The sequence below is a fragment of the Paracoccus sp. 228 genome, assembly GCF_000967825.1.
Classification (GTDB): Bacteria; Pseudomonadota; Alphaproteobacteria; order Rhodobacterales; family Rhodobacteraceae; genus Paracoccus; species Paracoccus marcusii.
This window is the reverse complement of sequence record NZ_JYGY01000003.1, coordinates 625,446-638,477: the sequence shown is the minus strand read 5'-3', so window position 1 is coordinate 638,477 and position 13,032 is coordinate 625,446. Positions and strand designations below refer to the sequence as shown.

The 13,032-nt window shown below is 68.4% G+C and carries 16 protein-coding genes; 8 read left to right on the top strand and 8 right to left on the bottom strand.

The features are described 5' to 3' along the window. Positions 1-7 precede the first annotated feature (7 nt). The 3 genes from SY26_RS12755 to SY26_RS12745 are packed head-to-tail and all read left to right on the top strand — an operon-like array spanning position 8 to position 3,374. Positions 8-1,525 (top strand): ATPase domain-containing protein, encoded by a 1,518-nt coding sequence (locus SY26_RS12755; protein WP_046000888.1) that lies wholly within the window; start codon positions 8-10, stop codon positions 1,523-1,525. Continuing rightward, on the top strand, positions 1,522-2,967 hold the full coding sequence (locus SY26_RS12750) for a sensor histidine kinase (protein WP_046000780.1): 1,446 nt from the start codon (positions 1,522-1,524) through the stop codon (positions 2,965-2,967). The genes SY26_RS12755 and SY26_RS12750 overlap by 4 nt, the downstream gene beginning before the upstream one ends. Positions 2,968-2,999: 32 nt before the next feature. Further along, the gene (locus tag SY26_RS12745) at positions 3,000-3,374 is read left to right on the top strand and encodes a response regulator (RefSeq protein WP_046000779.1); all 375 of its coding nucleotides are present in this window, start codon (positions 3,000-3,002) and stop codon (positions 3,372-3,374) included. A gap of 11 nt (positions 3,375-3,385) precedes the next feature. On the opposite strand, the gene SY26_RS12740 is transcribed toward SY26_RS12745, so the two are convergent. Both SY26_RS12740 and SY26_RS12735 read right to left on the bottom strand, forming a co-directional pair. Next, the gene (locus SY26_RS12740; RefSeq protein WP_127897767.1) at positions 3,386-3,601 is read right to left on the bottom strand and encodes a hypothetical protein; all 216 of its coding nucleotides are present in this window, start codon (positions 3,599-3,601) and stop codon (positions 3,386-3,388) included. Between the two features lie 173 nt (positions 3,602-3,774). Beyond that, a complete protein-coding gene (locus SY26_RS12735; protein WP_046000777.1) occupies positions 3,775-3,996 on the bottom strand; it encodes a hypothetical protein in 222 nt (73 codons plus the stop codon). 249 nt (positions 3,997-4,245) lie between these two features. On the opposite strand from SY26_RS12735, the gene SY26_RS21160 reads away from it, so the two are divergent. Next, a complete protein-coding gene (locus SY26_RS21160; RefSeq protein ID WP_157001774.1) occupies positions 4,246-4,401 on the top strand; it encodes a hypothetical protein in 156 nt (51 codons plus the stop codon). A 94-nt stretch (positions 4,402-4,495) separates the two neighbouring features. On the opposite strand, the gene SY26_RS12730 is transcribed toward SY26_RS21160, so the two are convergent. Beyond that, on the bottom strand, positions 4,496-6,151 hold the full coding sequence (locus tag SY26_RS12730; RefSeq protein WP_046000776.1) for an electron transfer flavoprotein-ubiquinone oxidoreductase: 1,656 nt from the start codon (positions 6,149-6,151) through the stop codon (positions 4,496-4,498). A 245-nt stretch (positions 6,152-6,396) separates the two neighbouring features. Between SY26_RS12730 and greA the strand changes: the two genes are divergently transcribed. Further along, a complete protein-coding gene (gene greA, locus SY26_RS12725) occupies positions 6,397-6,867 on the top strand; it encodes a transcription elongation factor GreA (protein WP_046000775.1) in 471 nt (156 codons plus the stop codon). 4 nt (positions 6,868-6,871) lie between these two features. Then, entirely contained in the window at positions 6,872-7,744 is an 873-nt protein-coding gene (locus SY26_RS12720; protein ID WP_084693828.1) for a hypothetical protein, read from the top strand. On the opposite strand, the gene SY26_RS19965 is transcribed toward SY26_RS12720, so the two are convergent. After that, on the bottom strand, positions 7,741-8,217 hold the full coding sequence (locus SY26_RS19965; RefSeq protein WP_052714859.1) for an N-acetyltransferase: 477 nt from the start codon (positions 8,215-8,217) through the stop codon (positions 7,741-7,743). The two genes, SY26_RS12720 and SY26_RS19965, sit on opposite strands and share 4 nt — an antisense overlap. Positions 8,218-8,287: 70 nt before the next feature. On the opposite strand from SY26_RS19965, the gene SY26_RS12710 reads away from it, so the two are divergent. Both SY26_RS12710 and SY26_RS12705 read left to right on the top strand, forming a co-directional pair. Beyond that, a complete protein-coding gene (locus SY26_RS12710; RefSeq protein WP_084693827.1) occupies positions 8,288-9,085 on the top strand; it encodes an AzlC family ABC transporter permease in 798 nt (265 codons plus the stop codon). Further along, positions 9,066-9,392, top strand: a complete 327-nt coding sequence (locus tag SY26_RS12705) for an AzlD domain-containing protein (protein ID WP_046000773.1) — start codon at positions 9,066-9,068, stop codon at positions 9,390-9,392. Before SY26_RS12710 ends, SY26_RS12705 begins: the two co-directional genes overlap by 20 nt. On the opposite strand, the gene SY26_RS12700 is transcribed toward SY26_RS12705, so the two are convergent. From SY26_RS12700 to SY26_RS12690, 4 genes are read right to left on the bottom strand one after another with little or no spacing between them, the layout of a single operon-like run. Then, complete coding sequence (locus SY26_RS12700) at positions 9,380-10,003, bottom strand: hypothetical protein (RefSeq protein WP_046000772.1); 624 nt, start codon at positions 10,001-10,003, stop codon at positions 9,380-9,382. The two genes, SY26_RS12705 and SY26_RS12700, sit on opposite strands and share 13 nt — an antisense overlap. A 16-nt stretch (positions 10,004-10,019) precedes the next feature. After that, positions 10,020-10,172: an aa3-type cytochrome c oxidase subunit IV gene (locus SY26_RS20195; RefSeq protein WP_064503561.1), complete on the bottom strand. Its 153-nt coding sequence runs from the start codon at positions 10,170-10,172 to the stop codon at positions 10,020-10,022. Between the two features lie 53 nt (positions 10,173-10,225). After that, positions 10,226-11,245, bottom strand: a complete 1,020-nt coding sequence (locus SY26_RS12695; RefSeq protein ID WP_046000771.1) for an MBL fold metallo-hydrolase — start codon at positions 11,243-11,245, stop codon at positions 10,226-10,228. Beyond that, entirely contained in the window at positions 11,242-12,939 is a 1,698-nt protein-coding gene (locus tag SY26_RS12690) for an acyl-CoA dehydrogenase (protein ID WP_046000770.1), read from the bottom strand. The genes SY26_RS12695 and SY26_RS12690 overlap by 4 nt, the downstream gene beginning before the upstream one ends. Between the last annotated feature and the right edge of the window lie 93 nt (positions 12,940-13,032).

Sequence of the window (13,032 nt, the reverse complement as noted above, 5' to 3'; positions counted from 1 at the left end):
ACAGCAGATGAGCCAGGAAACAGCAGGCGCGGACATCGACGCGCGCTTTCGCACCGGAACCCCCGGCCTGGATGCCGTGCTGCTGGGCGGACTGACGCCGTCGCGGCTGTATCTTGTCGTGGGCACGCCCGGATCGGGCAAGACCACGCTGGCGCTGAAGTTCCTGATGGAGGGGCGCCAGGCGGGTGACCGCGGCCTCTACATCACCCTGTCCGAGACTGAGACAGAGCTGCGGGCCGTCGCGCGGTCGCATGACCTGACGCTGGACGGCATCGACATCTTCGAGATGATCGCCGAAGACGAGTTCGGCATCGACCACGAACAGTCGCTTCTGCATCCCAGCGAGGTGGAGCTGGGAGAGACGGTGCGCGGCATCTTCGATCTGGTGGACCGGACCGACCCGGTGCGTGTGGTGCTGGACAGCCTGTCGGAACTGCGCCTGCTGGCGCAGAACCCGCTGCGCTATCGCCGCCAGATCCTGGCGTTGAAGCATTTCTTCGCGCGCCGGAACTGCACCGTGCTGATGCTGGACGACCGCACGGCCGAACCCGGCGACCTGCAGCTGCATTCGATCGCGCATGGCGTCATCTCGCTGGAGCAACTGGCCAACGATTTCGGCTCGGAGCGCCGCAGGCTGAGGGTCGTCAAGATGCGCGGCCTGAAATATCACGGCGGCTATCACGACTTTACCATCGAACGCGGCGGCATCCGCGTCTATCCGCGCCTGATCGCGGCCGATCACCACCGCCGCTTTTCGGCCGAACCGGTGACCACAGGGCTTGCCGGTCTGGACGCGCTGCTGGGCGACGGCCTGTTTCCCGGAACCAACACGCTGTTGGCGGGGCCTGCCGGGGTGGGCAAGACGACGACCGCCGTACGCTGCATGATCTCGGCGCTGCAGCGTGGCCAGAAGGCGGCCTATTTCCTGTTCGACGAACGGCTGGCCACGCTGATGACCCGATCCAGGGCGCTGAACATGGACCTGCAGCCATTCATCGACGCCGGCCTGCTGACGATCCGCCAGATCGACCCGGCGGAACTGTCCCCCGGAGAGTTCGCCAGCGCCGTCCGCAGCGCGGTCGAACAGGACGATGCCGGGCTGGTCGTGATCGACAGCCTGAACGCCTATCTGCACGCGATGCCAAGCGACAATTTCCTGGTGCTGCAGATGCACGAACTGCTCAGCTATCTGGCCCAGCAGGGCGTGGTGTCGCTGATGATCCTGGGTCAGCACGGGGTGACGGGCGATCTGCGGTCGGACCTGGACATCAGCTATCTGGCCGACACGATGATGATGCTGCGCTTTTTCGAGGCCGACGGAGAGGTGCGGAAGTCGATCGCGGTCATCAAGACGCGCACGTCGGACCACGAACGCACCATCCGCGAATTGCGGATCGACGGGGGCGGCATCGTCATCGGCGCGCCGATCCGGGGCTTTTCGGGCATCCTGTCCGGGACGCCGGTGCTGGTGGGCACCGAGAACGACCTGATGGCGACCGTTCCGCAGAGGGACCGGGCACGGTGACCGACCGGTCGGCCGCGCGCGACGACCTGGCCCTGGCGGTGGCGATCCTGGCGCCGCGGGGCCGCGACGCCGCCGTGGCCGCGGCGCTGCTGGACAAGGTCGGCATCGCGTCGGTCCAGGCACGGGACCTGCCCGCGCTGGCGGGGCTGGTCGGGGCGACCATCGGCGTGGCCCTGGTCACCGAGGAGGCCCTGGTCGCCGCGGATGAGGGACTGCTGCAGCGGGCCCTGGCCGATCAGCCGTCCTGGTCGGACGTTCCCTTCATCGTTCTGGCGAACGGAACGTCGCGGCATCGATCGGACCGGGCCAAGGCCCGCATCGACGCGCTGCAGAACGGGGTGGTGCTGTCGCGGCCGCTGCACGCGGAGGAGCTGGTGCGCGCCGTCCGCTCTGCCCTCAAGGCCCGCGCGCGGCAGTACGAGGCGCGCGATCGCATGCACGAGCTGCAGACCCGCGAGGCGCAGCTGCACGACAGCGAGGCCAAGTTCCACGCCATCGCCGATTCCGTCGACCAGATGATCTGGTCGACCCGCCCGGACGGCTTTCACGACTATTACAACCATCGTTGGTACGAGTTCACCGGCGTGCCCGAAGGCTCGACCGACGGCGAGGCCTGGGCCGGGATGTTCCATCCCGACGATCAGGACCGCACATGGGCGCGCTGGCGTCAAAGCCTGGAGACCGGCCAGCCCTACGAGATCGAGTATCGCCTGCGGCACCGGTCCGGCGAATACCGGTGGGTCTTGGGCCGCGCCAAGCCGGTCCGCGATGCGACGGGCCGGATCACCCGCTGGTACGGCAGCTGCACGGACATCAACCGCATCAAGGTGGTCGAGGAACAGCTTCAGCTGATGCTGGGAGAGATGAACCACCGGGTCAAGAACTCGATGGCGATGGTGCATTCCATCGTCTCGCAGACCCTGCGCCAGGCCGAGACGCTGGACCAGGCCCGCATGTCCATCCAGTCGCGCATCGGCATCATGGCGCAGGCCCATGACCGCCTGGTCAAGGCGACCTGGACAGAAACCGCCATCACCGAGGTGGTCGAGGCGGCCCTGGGCCCCCACCGCATGAGCGCGGACCGCTTCCGGGTCGCGGGGCCGGACCTGGCCCTGGGGTCCAAGCAGGCGCTGGCCCTGACCATGGCGCTGCACGAACTGGCCACCAACGCGATGAAATACGGCGCCCTGTCCGCCGAGACGGGCCATGTCCAGGTCCGGTGGCACCGCAACGACGACGCGGAGCCTGTCGGATTTCGCCTGTCCTGGCAGGAACATGGTGGGCCGACCGTCACCCCGCCCCGCCGCCAGGGCTTTGGCAGCCGGATGATCGAACAGGCCCTTGCGGGATACTTCGACGGGGTCGCGGAACTGGACTATGACCCCGGCGGTTTGCGTTTCGAACTGACATCACCGCTGACCGGCCTGACGCAGCAGGACTGAGCGTCCGCCACCCCATCCCCGGAAGAACCATCATGTCCCAGCCCCGCAACGCCGTCCTTGTCGTCGAGGACGAGATCCTGATCCGGATGGAAGCCGTCGACATGATGCACGACGCGGGCTTTCGGACCTACGAGGCCAAGTCGGCCGACGCCGCGCTGGCCACGCTGAACGGCACCTCCGACATCGCCATCCTGTTCACCGATGTCGAGATGCCCGGATCGATGAACGGCCTGAAGCTGGCGGCCCATGTCAGCGCCACTTGGCCCGACATCCGCATCATCGTCGCATCTGGGATACTGGGCGTCAGGGACGCCGACCTGCCGCCCGGTGCGCGGTTCTTTCCAAAGCCCTATCCCACGGACCAGATCATCGACGCCCTGCACCAGATGACCGGCGATCCGGCCTGACGCCCTGAGGCCTACCGGGACGGCGCGTTCGACAGCGCTGCCGCGCGGGCCGCGATGATCTGATCGCGCGTCTCGCGGACATGGACGATCTGCTGGGACCCCTGCCGATGCAGGCCAAGGATGGTCGCCCCCTCGGGTCCGTTCTCGATGGTGAAGCGGGTGTCGGCCTCGAAACTGAGAACGACCGGGTGGTGCCCCGGCATTCCCGTCAGCGTCATACGGGGCATAACTTGCCACCTCCTGCGCGATGCTTTGATCCGTAGAGTTGGATACCGAATGCCATCCTCCATCAAGTGATTTCGAAGGCATCGCGTACCCAGGTCGGACACCGTCCAGGCGCCGACGCCGCCTGCCCTGCATCGCAGACGGCCCCGCCTCGATTGATCGCGACCCCGCCGGCCTATGCGGTCAAGCGGCGATCCTGACGCGGCCCGGCCGGGGTCCGCGCCCTGTCGTCGCGTGCGTCGCGGTGGCCGGCGACCTTGGCGCTGCGCGTCGCACCGTCCAGCGCGCGGACCATGGCGACCTGCATGTCCAGCTTGTCGCGCAGGTCGCGATAGACCGCATTGTGGGAATAAGCCGTCAGCGCCGTGTCGATGATCTCCCAGTCCTTGTCGGACATGGACAGCCGAAACGTCGTTTCCGTCGGAACACCTTGCATACTCGATACCTCGAACAACTACACGATGTGTGTACCCCCGTTTGTCCATTTTGCGCACTTGGCTATTTGTACAGCCATCTGCCGGGACAGCGATCGCGGCGCCCGCGCCTACGACAATCCGCCGATCGGGTGAGTTTGGTCTGGCCAAATGACCGAACCGTATGGTTCAATACACGCTCTGCGTGCATTTCTGACCAAGAGGAGCATGTCATGACGATCATCGACCCCCAGATCTGCGCCATCCTGCAAAAGATGGTCCAGACCTGCGAGGATGCGCAGTCCCGGTCCCGTGCCCGAAAGATCGCCTGTGACAGCGACCTAAGGGGCGCCCCTGATCCAAGGGCCGGAACCTGCCGCAGCGGCTAGACGGGCCATACCGCCCCGGCACGGGGCGCAAGGCGGCAAGCCACCGGCAGGTCGGGACAAGGAACCCGCCTGGACCTGCCTTATCGGACCACGGTCACATGTTGGGATAGTTCGGCCCGTCTCCGCCCTGCGGGGTCGTCCAGACGATGTTCTGGCTGGGATCCTTGATGTCGCAGGTCTTGCAGTGGACACAGTTCTGGAAGTTGATGACGAAGCGCGGGCCCGACGCATCCTCGACCACCTCATAGACGCCTGCGGGGCAATAGCGCTGCGCGGGTTCGGCATATTCCGGCAGGTTCACCGCGATCGGCACCGAAGGGTCGCGCAGCTTCAGGTGGCAGGGCTGGCTTTCCTCGTGGTTGGTAAAGGAAAACGCCACGTTGGTCAGGCGGTCGAAGGACAGCTTGCCGTCCGGGCGCGGATAGTCGATCGGCTTGTGATCGCGCGCCTTGCCGGTGGCGGCGGCGTCAGATTTGCCGTGGCTCCAGGTGCCCAAGGGGTTCCAGCCGGTCAGGTTGGCGGTCCACATGTCCACCGCACCCAGCATCAGGCTGGCCGACAGGCCAAGGCGCGACCAGATCGGCTTGACGTTGCGCACGCGCTTCAGGTCGGCACCGATGGCACCGCCGCGCACCGCGCCGTCGTAATCGGTCAGCCGGTCGCCCTCGCGCCCCGCCTTGATCGCGGCGGCGGCGGCATCGGCGGCCTCGATCCCCGAGATCATCGCGTTGTGGTTGCCCTTGATGCGGGGCACGTTGACCATGCCTGCCGAACAGCCCAGCAGCACGCCGCCGTCGAAGGACAATTGCGGCAGCGACTGCCAGCCACCCTCGGTAATGGCACGGGCGCCATAGCTGATGCGCTTGGCCCCCTCCAAGAGGTCCGCGACCATCGGATGGTGCTTGAAGCGCTGGAACTCCATGTAGGGATACAGGTACGGGTTGGCATAGTTCAGGTGAACCACAAAGCCGACCAGCACCTGGTTGTTCTCAAGATGATAGATGAAGCTGCCGCCGCCGGCATTCTTGCCCAGGGGCCAGCCCATCGTGTGCACGACGCGACCCTTGTGGAACTTGTCGGGAGAAACCTCCCAGATCTCCTTCATGCCCAGGCCGAACTTCTGCGGATCGCCATGGGCCGACAGGTTCAGCCGCGCATCGATCTGCTTGGCCAAGCTGCCGCGCACGCCTTCGGCAATGAAGACGTACTTGCCGTGCAGCTCCATCCCCGGCTCGTATCCGTCGCCGATGCTGCCGTCGGGTTCGCGGCCGAACTCTCCGGCGACGACACCCTTCACGCGATCCCCGTCCCAGACCACCTGGCTGGCGGCCATGCCGGGGAAGATCTCGACCCCAAGGGCCTCGGCCTGTTCGGCCAGCCAGCGGCAGACATTGCCCATGCTGACGATGTAGTTGCCGTGGTTCGACATCAGCGGCGGCATCGGCCAGTTCGGCACGCGCACCTGCCCCGCCTCGCCCAGGACATAGAAGTTGTCGTCGGTCACCTCGGTGGTGACCGGGGCGCCCTTGTCGCGCCAGTCGGGGATCAGCCGGTCCAGCCCGCAGGGGTCCAGCACGGCACCCGACAGGATGTGGGCGCCCACCTCCGAGCCCTTTTCCAGGACCACGACGGACAGTTCGGCGTCGATCTGCTTCAGCCGGATCGCGGCCGACAGGCCCGCCGGCCCCGCGCCCACGATCACGACGTCGTATTCCATCGATTCGCGAACGATCTCGGTCTGGTCTGTCATGTGCTGGGGCCCCCTCCGTGACAATCTGGCTGCCAAACAGATAGCGACCCCGGCGGGCGGGGGCAATCGTGACGCGGCGGTTGGCCGCGTGCGATTGCGCGATTCGGGCCATGCAGGCTTGCATTGAGCGCCATTTTGGTGACCATGTCCCCGATCAGCTTCCGCGCCCCTGCCATTCCGCAATGGCAGGGGCGTTGGTTTGGCACCCGCAGGACAAACGCATCCCAACAAGGACCAGGGCAGCGATGGAAAAGATACCGATGACCCCCACCGGCGCGGCAGCGCTGGAACGCGAACTGGGGCAGCTGAAATCCAAGGAACGTCCCGCCATCATCCGCGCCATTGCCGAAGCGCGCGAACATGGCGACCTGTCGGAGAACGCCGAATACCACGCCGCCCGCGAAAAGCAGGGCTTCGTCGAGGGGCGCATCAAGGAGCTGGAGAGCCTGCTGTCGCGCGCCGAGGTCATCGACCCCGCGAAACTGTCGGGCAGCATCAAGTTCGGCGCCCGCGTCAAGCTGATCGACGAGGACACCGAGGAAGAGCGCAACTATCAGATCGTGGGCGAGGCCGAGGCCGACATCGAGCGCGGGCTGCTGAACATCCGCTCTCCGCTGGCGCGCGCGCTGATCGGCAAGGACGAGGGCGACAGCGTCGAGGTGACCACCCCCGGCGGCCAGCGCAGCTATGAAATCGTCGAGATCCGGTACGGATGACGCCATGTCCCTGATTGCACGCATCGCCAGCCTGGCCAACCGCGACCGCCTGACCACGGTCGGCTTTACCCTGACCGGCGTCTGGCTGTTCCTGGTCGCGCTGTTCTGGCTGCTTGGGCCCGCGGGTACCGATGGCGGCCCGTCGGGCGTGGCGCGCCTCGTCTCGATCATGGGGACGGTCCTGCCGCTGGCGCTGATCTGGCTGGGCGTGTCGCTGGCCCGCCAGCTGGCCATCCTGCGCGCCGAGGCCGAGGATCTGCGCGCCCGCCTGACGCATCTGCGCGGCGAGGCAGCCCCCGCCGAGCCGCAGCCGGCCGCCGCGCCGCGCCCCGCGGCCCCCCTGCCCAAGCCCCGCCAGACCGCCGATCAGCGTCAGGCCGCCCTGCGGTTCGAGGCCCAGGGCGCCCCGGTGGACGCCACGACCCTGATCCGGGCGCTGAACTTTCCCGACGGTCCCGACGATGTCGACGCGATCGACGCCCTGCGTCATGCGCTGAAGGATCCGGCCCATTCCAAGGTGCTGCGCGCCGCGCAGGATGTCGTGACGCTGATGGCGGGCCAGGATGTCTACATGGACGACCTGCCGCCGGAGATGGCCCGACCCGACGTCTGGCGCCGCTATGCCGCCGGTGAACGCGGCAGCGCCGTCGCAGCCTTGGGCGGCATCCACCACCAGCCCGCGCTGGAGATCGCCGCCACCATGCTGCGCGAGGACGAGATCTTTCGCGACACCGCGCATCACTTCCTGCGCCATTTCGACGGGCTGACGGCCCGGCTGGTACCGGAACTGGACGACCTGCAGATCGCCGTGCTGGCCGACAGCCGGTCGTCGCGCGCCTTCATGCTGCTGGGCCGCGTGTCGGGCGTCTTCGGCTAGACGCTCAGGTGCAGCAGATGGACCTGCCCCCACCAGGGCAGGCCATAGCGGCCCCGCCCCCGGTCCGAAAACCCCACCCTGTCGTAGAAGGCCAGCGCGCCCCGGTTGCGGGCGCGCACCTCGGCCCGCAGGCCGGGGCGGCCGTCGCGGGCGGCGACCAGCGCCCCCGCCTCGATCAACGCGCGCCCCGTGCCCTGCCGGGTGTCGGTGACGGCAAGCCCGTCGATGACCAGATCGCCCGTGGGCGGCGCCGCGCGGAACAGCCAGCCTGACAGCCCCGCGCCGCCCTGCGCGAACCCGCCGGCACCGTCGCGCAGACCCATCACCCCGCAGACCGCCCCGGATGCATCCACCGCCACCACGCCATGCCCGGCGCGGACCCGCGCAGGCCAGCGTCCGCGCCCGAAATGCGCGCGCCACAGCGCCGCCGCGGCGGGCAGCAGGCTGTCGGGGATCGGGTGCAGGATCTGCATCGGCTGGCCTTGTCTTGCCTTGCGTGTCGTGCAAGCAAGGTGCCGCGAAACGCAGGAAGACGAAAGCGCCATGTCCCCCGCCCCCGAACCCAGGCCCTCGGCCCGGCAAGCCGCCGCCGATCAGGCGGCAATCCGCGTATTGGCCCGGACGCCGGCCGCCGCGTTCCGCCACGGCATCGTCCAGTCGCTGCCTTTCCTGGTGGTGATCGTGCCCTTTGCGGTGCTGTTCGGCGTGGTCGCGACCGAGGCCGGGCTGAACCTGGCGCAGGTCATGGGGTTTTCGGTGCTGGTCCTGGCGGGCGCGTCGCAGTTCACGGCGGTGCAGCTGCTGACCGACAATGCGCCGGCGCTGATCGTGATCCTGTCCGGGCTGGCGGTGAACCTGCGCATGGCGATGTATTCGGCGTCCCTGCTGCCGTGGCTGCGGGACGCGACGCCCGGCCACAAGGCCTGGGTCGCCTATGCGCTGATCGACCAAAGCTATGCGCTGTCGATCCAGCATTACGAACAGTATCCGCGCCTGACCATCGCGCAGCGGCTGGCCTATTTCGGCGGCACCGCGCTGGTCTTGTGCGTGCCGTGGATGATCGCCACCTGGGCTGGCGCCACCGTGGGCCAGGCCATCCCCGAGGGGATCGCGCTGGATTTCGCGATGCCCATCACCTTCCTGGCGATGATCGCGCCGATGCTGCGCACGCCCGCGCATCTGGCCGCCTGCTTTGTCGCGATCGTCGCGGCGCTGGCGCTGGCGGGGCTGCCGTCGGGGCTGGGCCTGCTGATCGCCGCGCCCCTGGGCATGGCCACCGGTGCCCTGGTCGAGATCCGCACCGAACGCAAGGAGGCGCGCGATGCAGGCGTCCGCGACTGAGATCTGGGTCATCATCGTGGTGCTGGGCGTCGGCACCTACCTGATCCGCTGGTCGTTCCTGGGCGCGCTGGGCGACCGCGACCTGCCGAACTGGATGCTGCGGATGCTGCGCTATACCCCGGTGGCGGTGCTGCCCGCGCTGGTCGCGCCGCTCGTCGTCTGGCCCGCCGCGACCGGCGGCAACGCCGATCCGGCCCGCATGGCCGCCGCCGCCGCCACCGTGGCGGTGGGCGTGCTGACCCGCAACGTGATGCTGGCCATCCTAGCCGGGGGCATCACGCTGGCGGGCCTGCTTTACCTTCTGTAACCGCCGATCGTCCCGTCCTTCTGGCGCAGCAGGACGTCGTGGTTGTTGGCCGGGTCGCCGTCATAGTGACGCTTGGACACCACGCCCGGCTGGCGCAGGAACCATTCGCGCAGCTTCAGCGGAGAGAACCCCCGCGGCACCGTCTCGAACCCCGGCACGCCGGACAGGACGTTGCCCGATTCGATCGCGCAGAAGCTCTTGTTGGCGGAACCGTTGGCCTCGGCCCGGCGGATCGCCAGGTCGGCCACCTCGCGCGGGACCAGGATCGTGTCCTCGGCCACCCAATAGGTCTCGCGCGCGTGGTAATCGATGTAGAAGTTCTTGAAGTTGTCGGTGATGCCGTAAAGCACGTCGCGCCGTTCGGGAATGCGCGGATGGCTCCAGCTGCCGGCGGGATCATAGATCACGCGCTGACTGCCGTTGAACATCAGCGCCGAATGCCCCCCCTCGCCGCGCGGGATGCCGATCACCGTGAACAGCGTGATCGAGGTCGGCGTGGCGGACACATAGCGCGCGTCGCGCACGGCTTCGTCGCTGGCCCAGATGTTGTCGGCCCCGCAGGCGGTCAGCACGACCGGCAGCGTGGCCGCCAGGAAGACGCGTCGCTTCATGTCCCCGCCCGTCCGATCAGGCGTTCGTCAGGGCCATGAAGACCAGGACCGCCAGCGATCCGACGATGACCCAGGTGGATCCGCGGATGAAGCCCGCGAAGGTCTTCTTGTGGTCGGTCAGGTCCATCGTTCCCTGGGTCGCTTCGGGTTTGTTGTCGTAGTCGGCCATCACTGCCCCATCGGTTTGCGTTCATCCTGCGATAGCGGAAAGCGGCGCAGCTGTCACGCCCCCCACAGCACCGCACCCTGCGTTTCGCCCACCGGCCGGATGCGCCCGGCGCGGTGCAGGTGGTTCACATGGGCCACGGCCTCGACCATGGCCAGGCCGTACTCGGCCTCGCCGATGCGGCGGCGGAACAGGATGTCGAAACACCCGACCGCGGTGCGCGGGCCGTCCGCCAGGGCCTGCGCCAGCCGGTCCAGCCCGGCGCGGTGGTTTTGGATCAGCTGTTCCAGCCGGAAGGGCAGCCCGGTGAAGGGCAGCTTGTGTCCCGGAAGCACCAGCTGGTCGGGCCGCGCCAGCGCCGCCAGCCGGGTGCAGCTTTCCAGCCACTCGCCCACCGGGTCGGCCTCGGGCTCGGTCGGATAGACCCCCAGGTTCGGAGAGATCGACGGCAGCAGCTGGTCACCGCCGATGACCAGATCGCAGTCCTGCGACCACAGCGTCGCGTGGCAGGGCGCATGGCCATGCCCCATCGCCACCCGCCAGCGCCTTCCGCCGAAGGTCACCGTGTCGCCCTCGACCAGGCGGGTGAAGCCCAAAGGCAGCGGGTGGACCACGTCGGCAAAGTTGAAGGGCCGGTCGCTGGCGCGCCGGTCCAGCATCTCGGCCGCCATCCCGGCCCGTCGCCAAAACGCCAGCGCCTGCGGGCTGGCGCGGTCCTGCACGTCCAGGACCAGCATCCGCGCCATCAGCCATGCGGTGCGGCTGATCCACAGGTCGGCGCCCCGTTCCATGAACCAGCCGGCCAGCCCGATATGGTCGGGATGGTGATGCGTGCCGATCACCCGCACGACCGGCCGCCCCTGCAGCGGCCCGTCCAGCAGCACCTGCCAGATCTCGCGCGTGCGCGCCGTGTCGAAGCCGGTATCGACGACCGTCCAGCCGTCGGGATCGTCAAAGGCATAGACGTTGACGTGGTCAAGCTTCATCGGCAGCGGCAGGCGCATCCACAAGACGCCCGGGGCGACGGTGATGGCCTGCCCCTCGGCGGGCGGGATGTCGTGCGGCGTGCGGATCACGCCGCGAAGTCGCCCGCCAGCGCGGCATTGCTCAGCGCGGTCAGGTCGCCCTGGCCCGCCTGCGCCTCGGCCAGATCGCCGGTGAACCGCGGCAGGACGCGCGCCATGAAGACCCGCGCCAGCGCCAGATGCGCCGGTCCGCCCTTCAGCGCCGCGCGCAGGTGGTAATGCCCGCCCAGCACCCGCGCAAAGGCGGTCAGATAGGCGACCGCGCCCGCGAAACGGTCGGCCATGTCACGCTCCAGCAGGGCCTGGGTCGCCTCGCGCAGGGTCTCGGCGGCCTGCCACAGCTGGTGGGCCAGCTCGGGATGCGCGGACTGCGCGGCCTTGGCCCCGTCCAGCACCTCGTCCAGCAGGCGCATCGCGGCCTCGCCGCCGTCCGACAGCTTGCGTCCGACCAGATCCATCGCCTGGATGCCGTTCGTGCCCTCGTAGATCGAGGTGATGCGCACGTCGCGCAGATACTGCGCGGCGCCCGTCTCCTCGACATAGCCCATGCCGCCATGCACCTGCACGCCCATGTCGGCCACCCGGATGCCCACGTCGGTGCCATAGGCCTTGGCGATCGGCGTCAGGAAGGCCGCGCGGGCGGCCTGATCGGCATCCCCCGTGGCGCGGTCCATGTCGATGGCGGTGGCGCAGGCCAGGCCGATGGCGCGGGCGGCGAACACCTCGACCTGCGCGGTGGCCAGCATCCGGCGCACATCGGGATGGCCGATGATCGGCCCCATCTGGTTGCGGTCCACCGCATAGGCCACGGCCTTCTGCAGCGCGGCCTCGGCCACGCCCACGCCCTGCATGCCGACGCCAAGGCGGGCCACGTTCATCATCGTGAACATCGCCGCCATGCCCTTGTTCTCCTCGCCGACAAGCCAGCCGGTGGCGCCGTCATAGGACATGACGCAGGTCGGGCTGCCGTGGATGCCCAGCTTGTGCTCCAGGCTGACCACCTTGAGACTGTTGGCGACGCCCGGGTCGCCCTGCTCGTCGGGGATCAGCTTGGGGACCATGAACAGGCTGATGCCGCGCGTCCCCTTGGGCGCGCCCGGCAGACGCGCCAGCACCAGGTGGCAGACGTTCGACGTGACGTCGCTGTCGCCCCAGGTGATGTAGATCTTCTGCCCGCTGATCCGATAGGTGCCGTCGGCCGCCGGTTCCGCCCGGGTGGTCAGCGCGCCCACGTCGCTGCCCGCGCCCGGTTCGGTCAGGTTCATCGTGCCCGACCATTCGCCGCTGATCAGCTTGGGCAGATAGCGCGCCTTCAGATCGTCGCTGGCGTGATGCTCCAGCGCCTCGATCTGGCCCTGGGTCAGCAGCGGGTTCAGCTGCAGGGACAGGCAGGCGCCCGACATCATCTCGGCCACGGCCATGTTCAGGGCCTGCGGCAGGCCCATGCCGCCGTATTCCGGATCGGCCGACACGCCGACCCAGCCCCCCTCCGCAATCGCCCGGAACCCGTCGGCAAAGCCGGGCGAGGATCGCACCACGCCGTTCTCCAGCCGCGCGGGGGTCTGGTCGCTGCCCCGGTTCAGGGGCGCCAGAACGTTCTGGGCCAGCTTGCCGGCCTCGGACAGAATGGCGGTCGCGGTCTCGGCCGTGGCCTCGGCAAAGCGGTCGGTCCGGGCCAGGTCGGCAAAGGGGACGACATGGGTCAGGATGAAGTCGATCTGGGCTGTCGGGGCCTTGTAGGTCATCGGGTTCTCCTCCTGGCGCCTTGGCATCGGGCCGCGGCGCGTCTATCAACGGGCGCTGGCGGCATCTTGTGCCGCCGTCCTTTCAGGCTCAAC

What these genes read in the sequence shown, in the direction of transcription:
- SY26_RS21160 (WP_157001774.1), top strand. Translation starts at nt 4,246, where the DNA reads ATGACGATCATCGACCCCCAGATCTGCGCCATCCTGCAAAAGATGGTC.
- greA (WP_046000775.1), top strand. Translation starts at nt 6,397, where the DNA reads ATGGAAAAGATACCGATGACCCCCACCGGCGCGGCAGCGCTGGAACGC.
- SY26_RS12720 (WP_084693828.1), top strand. Translation starts at nt 6,872, where the DNA reads ATGTCCCTGATTGCACGCATCGCCAGCCTGGCCAACCGCGACCGCCTG.
- SY26_RS20195 (WP_064503561.1), bottom strand. Translation starts at nt 10,172, where the DNA reads ATGGCCGACTACGACAACAAACCCGAAGCGACCCAGGGAACGATGGAC.
- SY26_RS12700 (WP_046000772.1), bottom strand. Translation starts at nt 10,003, where the DNA reads ATGAAGCGACGCGTCTTCCTGGCGGCCACGCTGCCGGTCGTGCTGACC.
- SY26_RS19965 (WP_052714859.1), bottom strand. Translation starts at nt 8,217, where the DNA reads ATGCAGATCCTGCACCCGATCCCCGACAGCCTGCTGCCCGCCGCGGCG.
- SY26_RS12730 (WP_046000776.1), bottom strand. Translation starts at nt 6,151, where the DNA reads ATGACAGACCAGACCGAGATCGTTCGCGAATCGATGGAATACGACGTC.
- SY26_RS12705 (WP_046000773.1), top strand. Translation starts at nt 9,066, where the DNA reads ATGCAGGCGTCCGCGACTGAGATCTGGGTCATCATCGTGGTGCTGGGC.
- SY26_RS12690 (WP_046000770.1), bottom strand. Translation starts at nt 12,939, where the DNA reads ATGACCTACAAGGCCCCGACAGCCCAGATCGACTTCATCCTGACCCAT.
- SY26_RS12735 (WP_046000777.1), bottom strand. Translation starts at nt 3,996, where the DNA reads ATGTCCGACAAGGACTGGGAGATCATCGACACGGCGCTGACGGCTTAT.
- SY26_RS12745 (WP_046000779.1), top strand. Translation starts at nt 3,000, where the DNA reads ATGTCCCAGCCCCGCAACGCCGTCCTTGTCGTCGAGGACGAGATCCTG.
- SY26_RS12740 (WP_127897767.1), bottom strand. Translation starts at nt 3,601, where the DNA reads ATGCCCCGTATGACGCTGACGGGAATGCCGGGGCACCACCCGGTCGTT.
- SY26_RS12755 (WP_046000888.1), top strand. Translation starts at nt 8, where the DNA reads ATGAGCCAGGAAACAGCAGGCGCGGACATCGACGCGCGCTTTCGCACC.
- SY26_RS12710 (WP_084693827.1), top strand. Translation starts at nt 8,288, where the DNA reads ATGTCCCCCGCCCCCGAACCCAGGCCCTCGGCCCGGCAAGCCGCCGCC.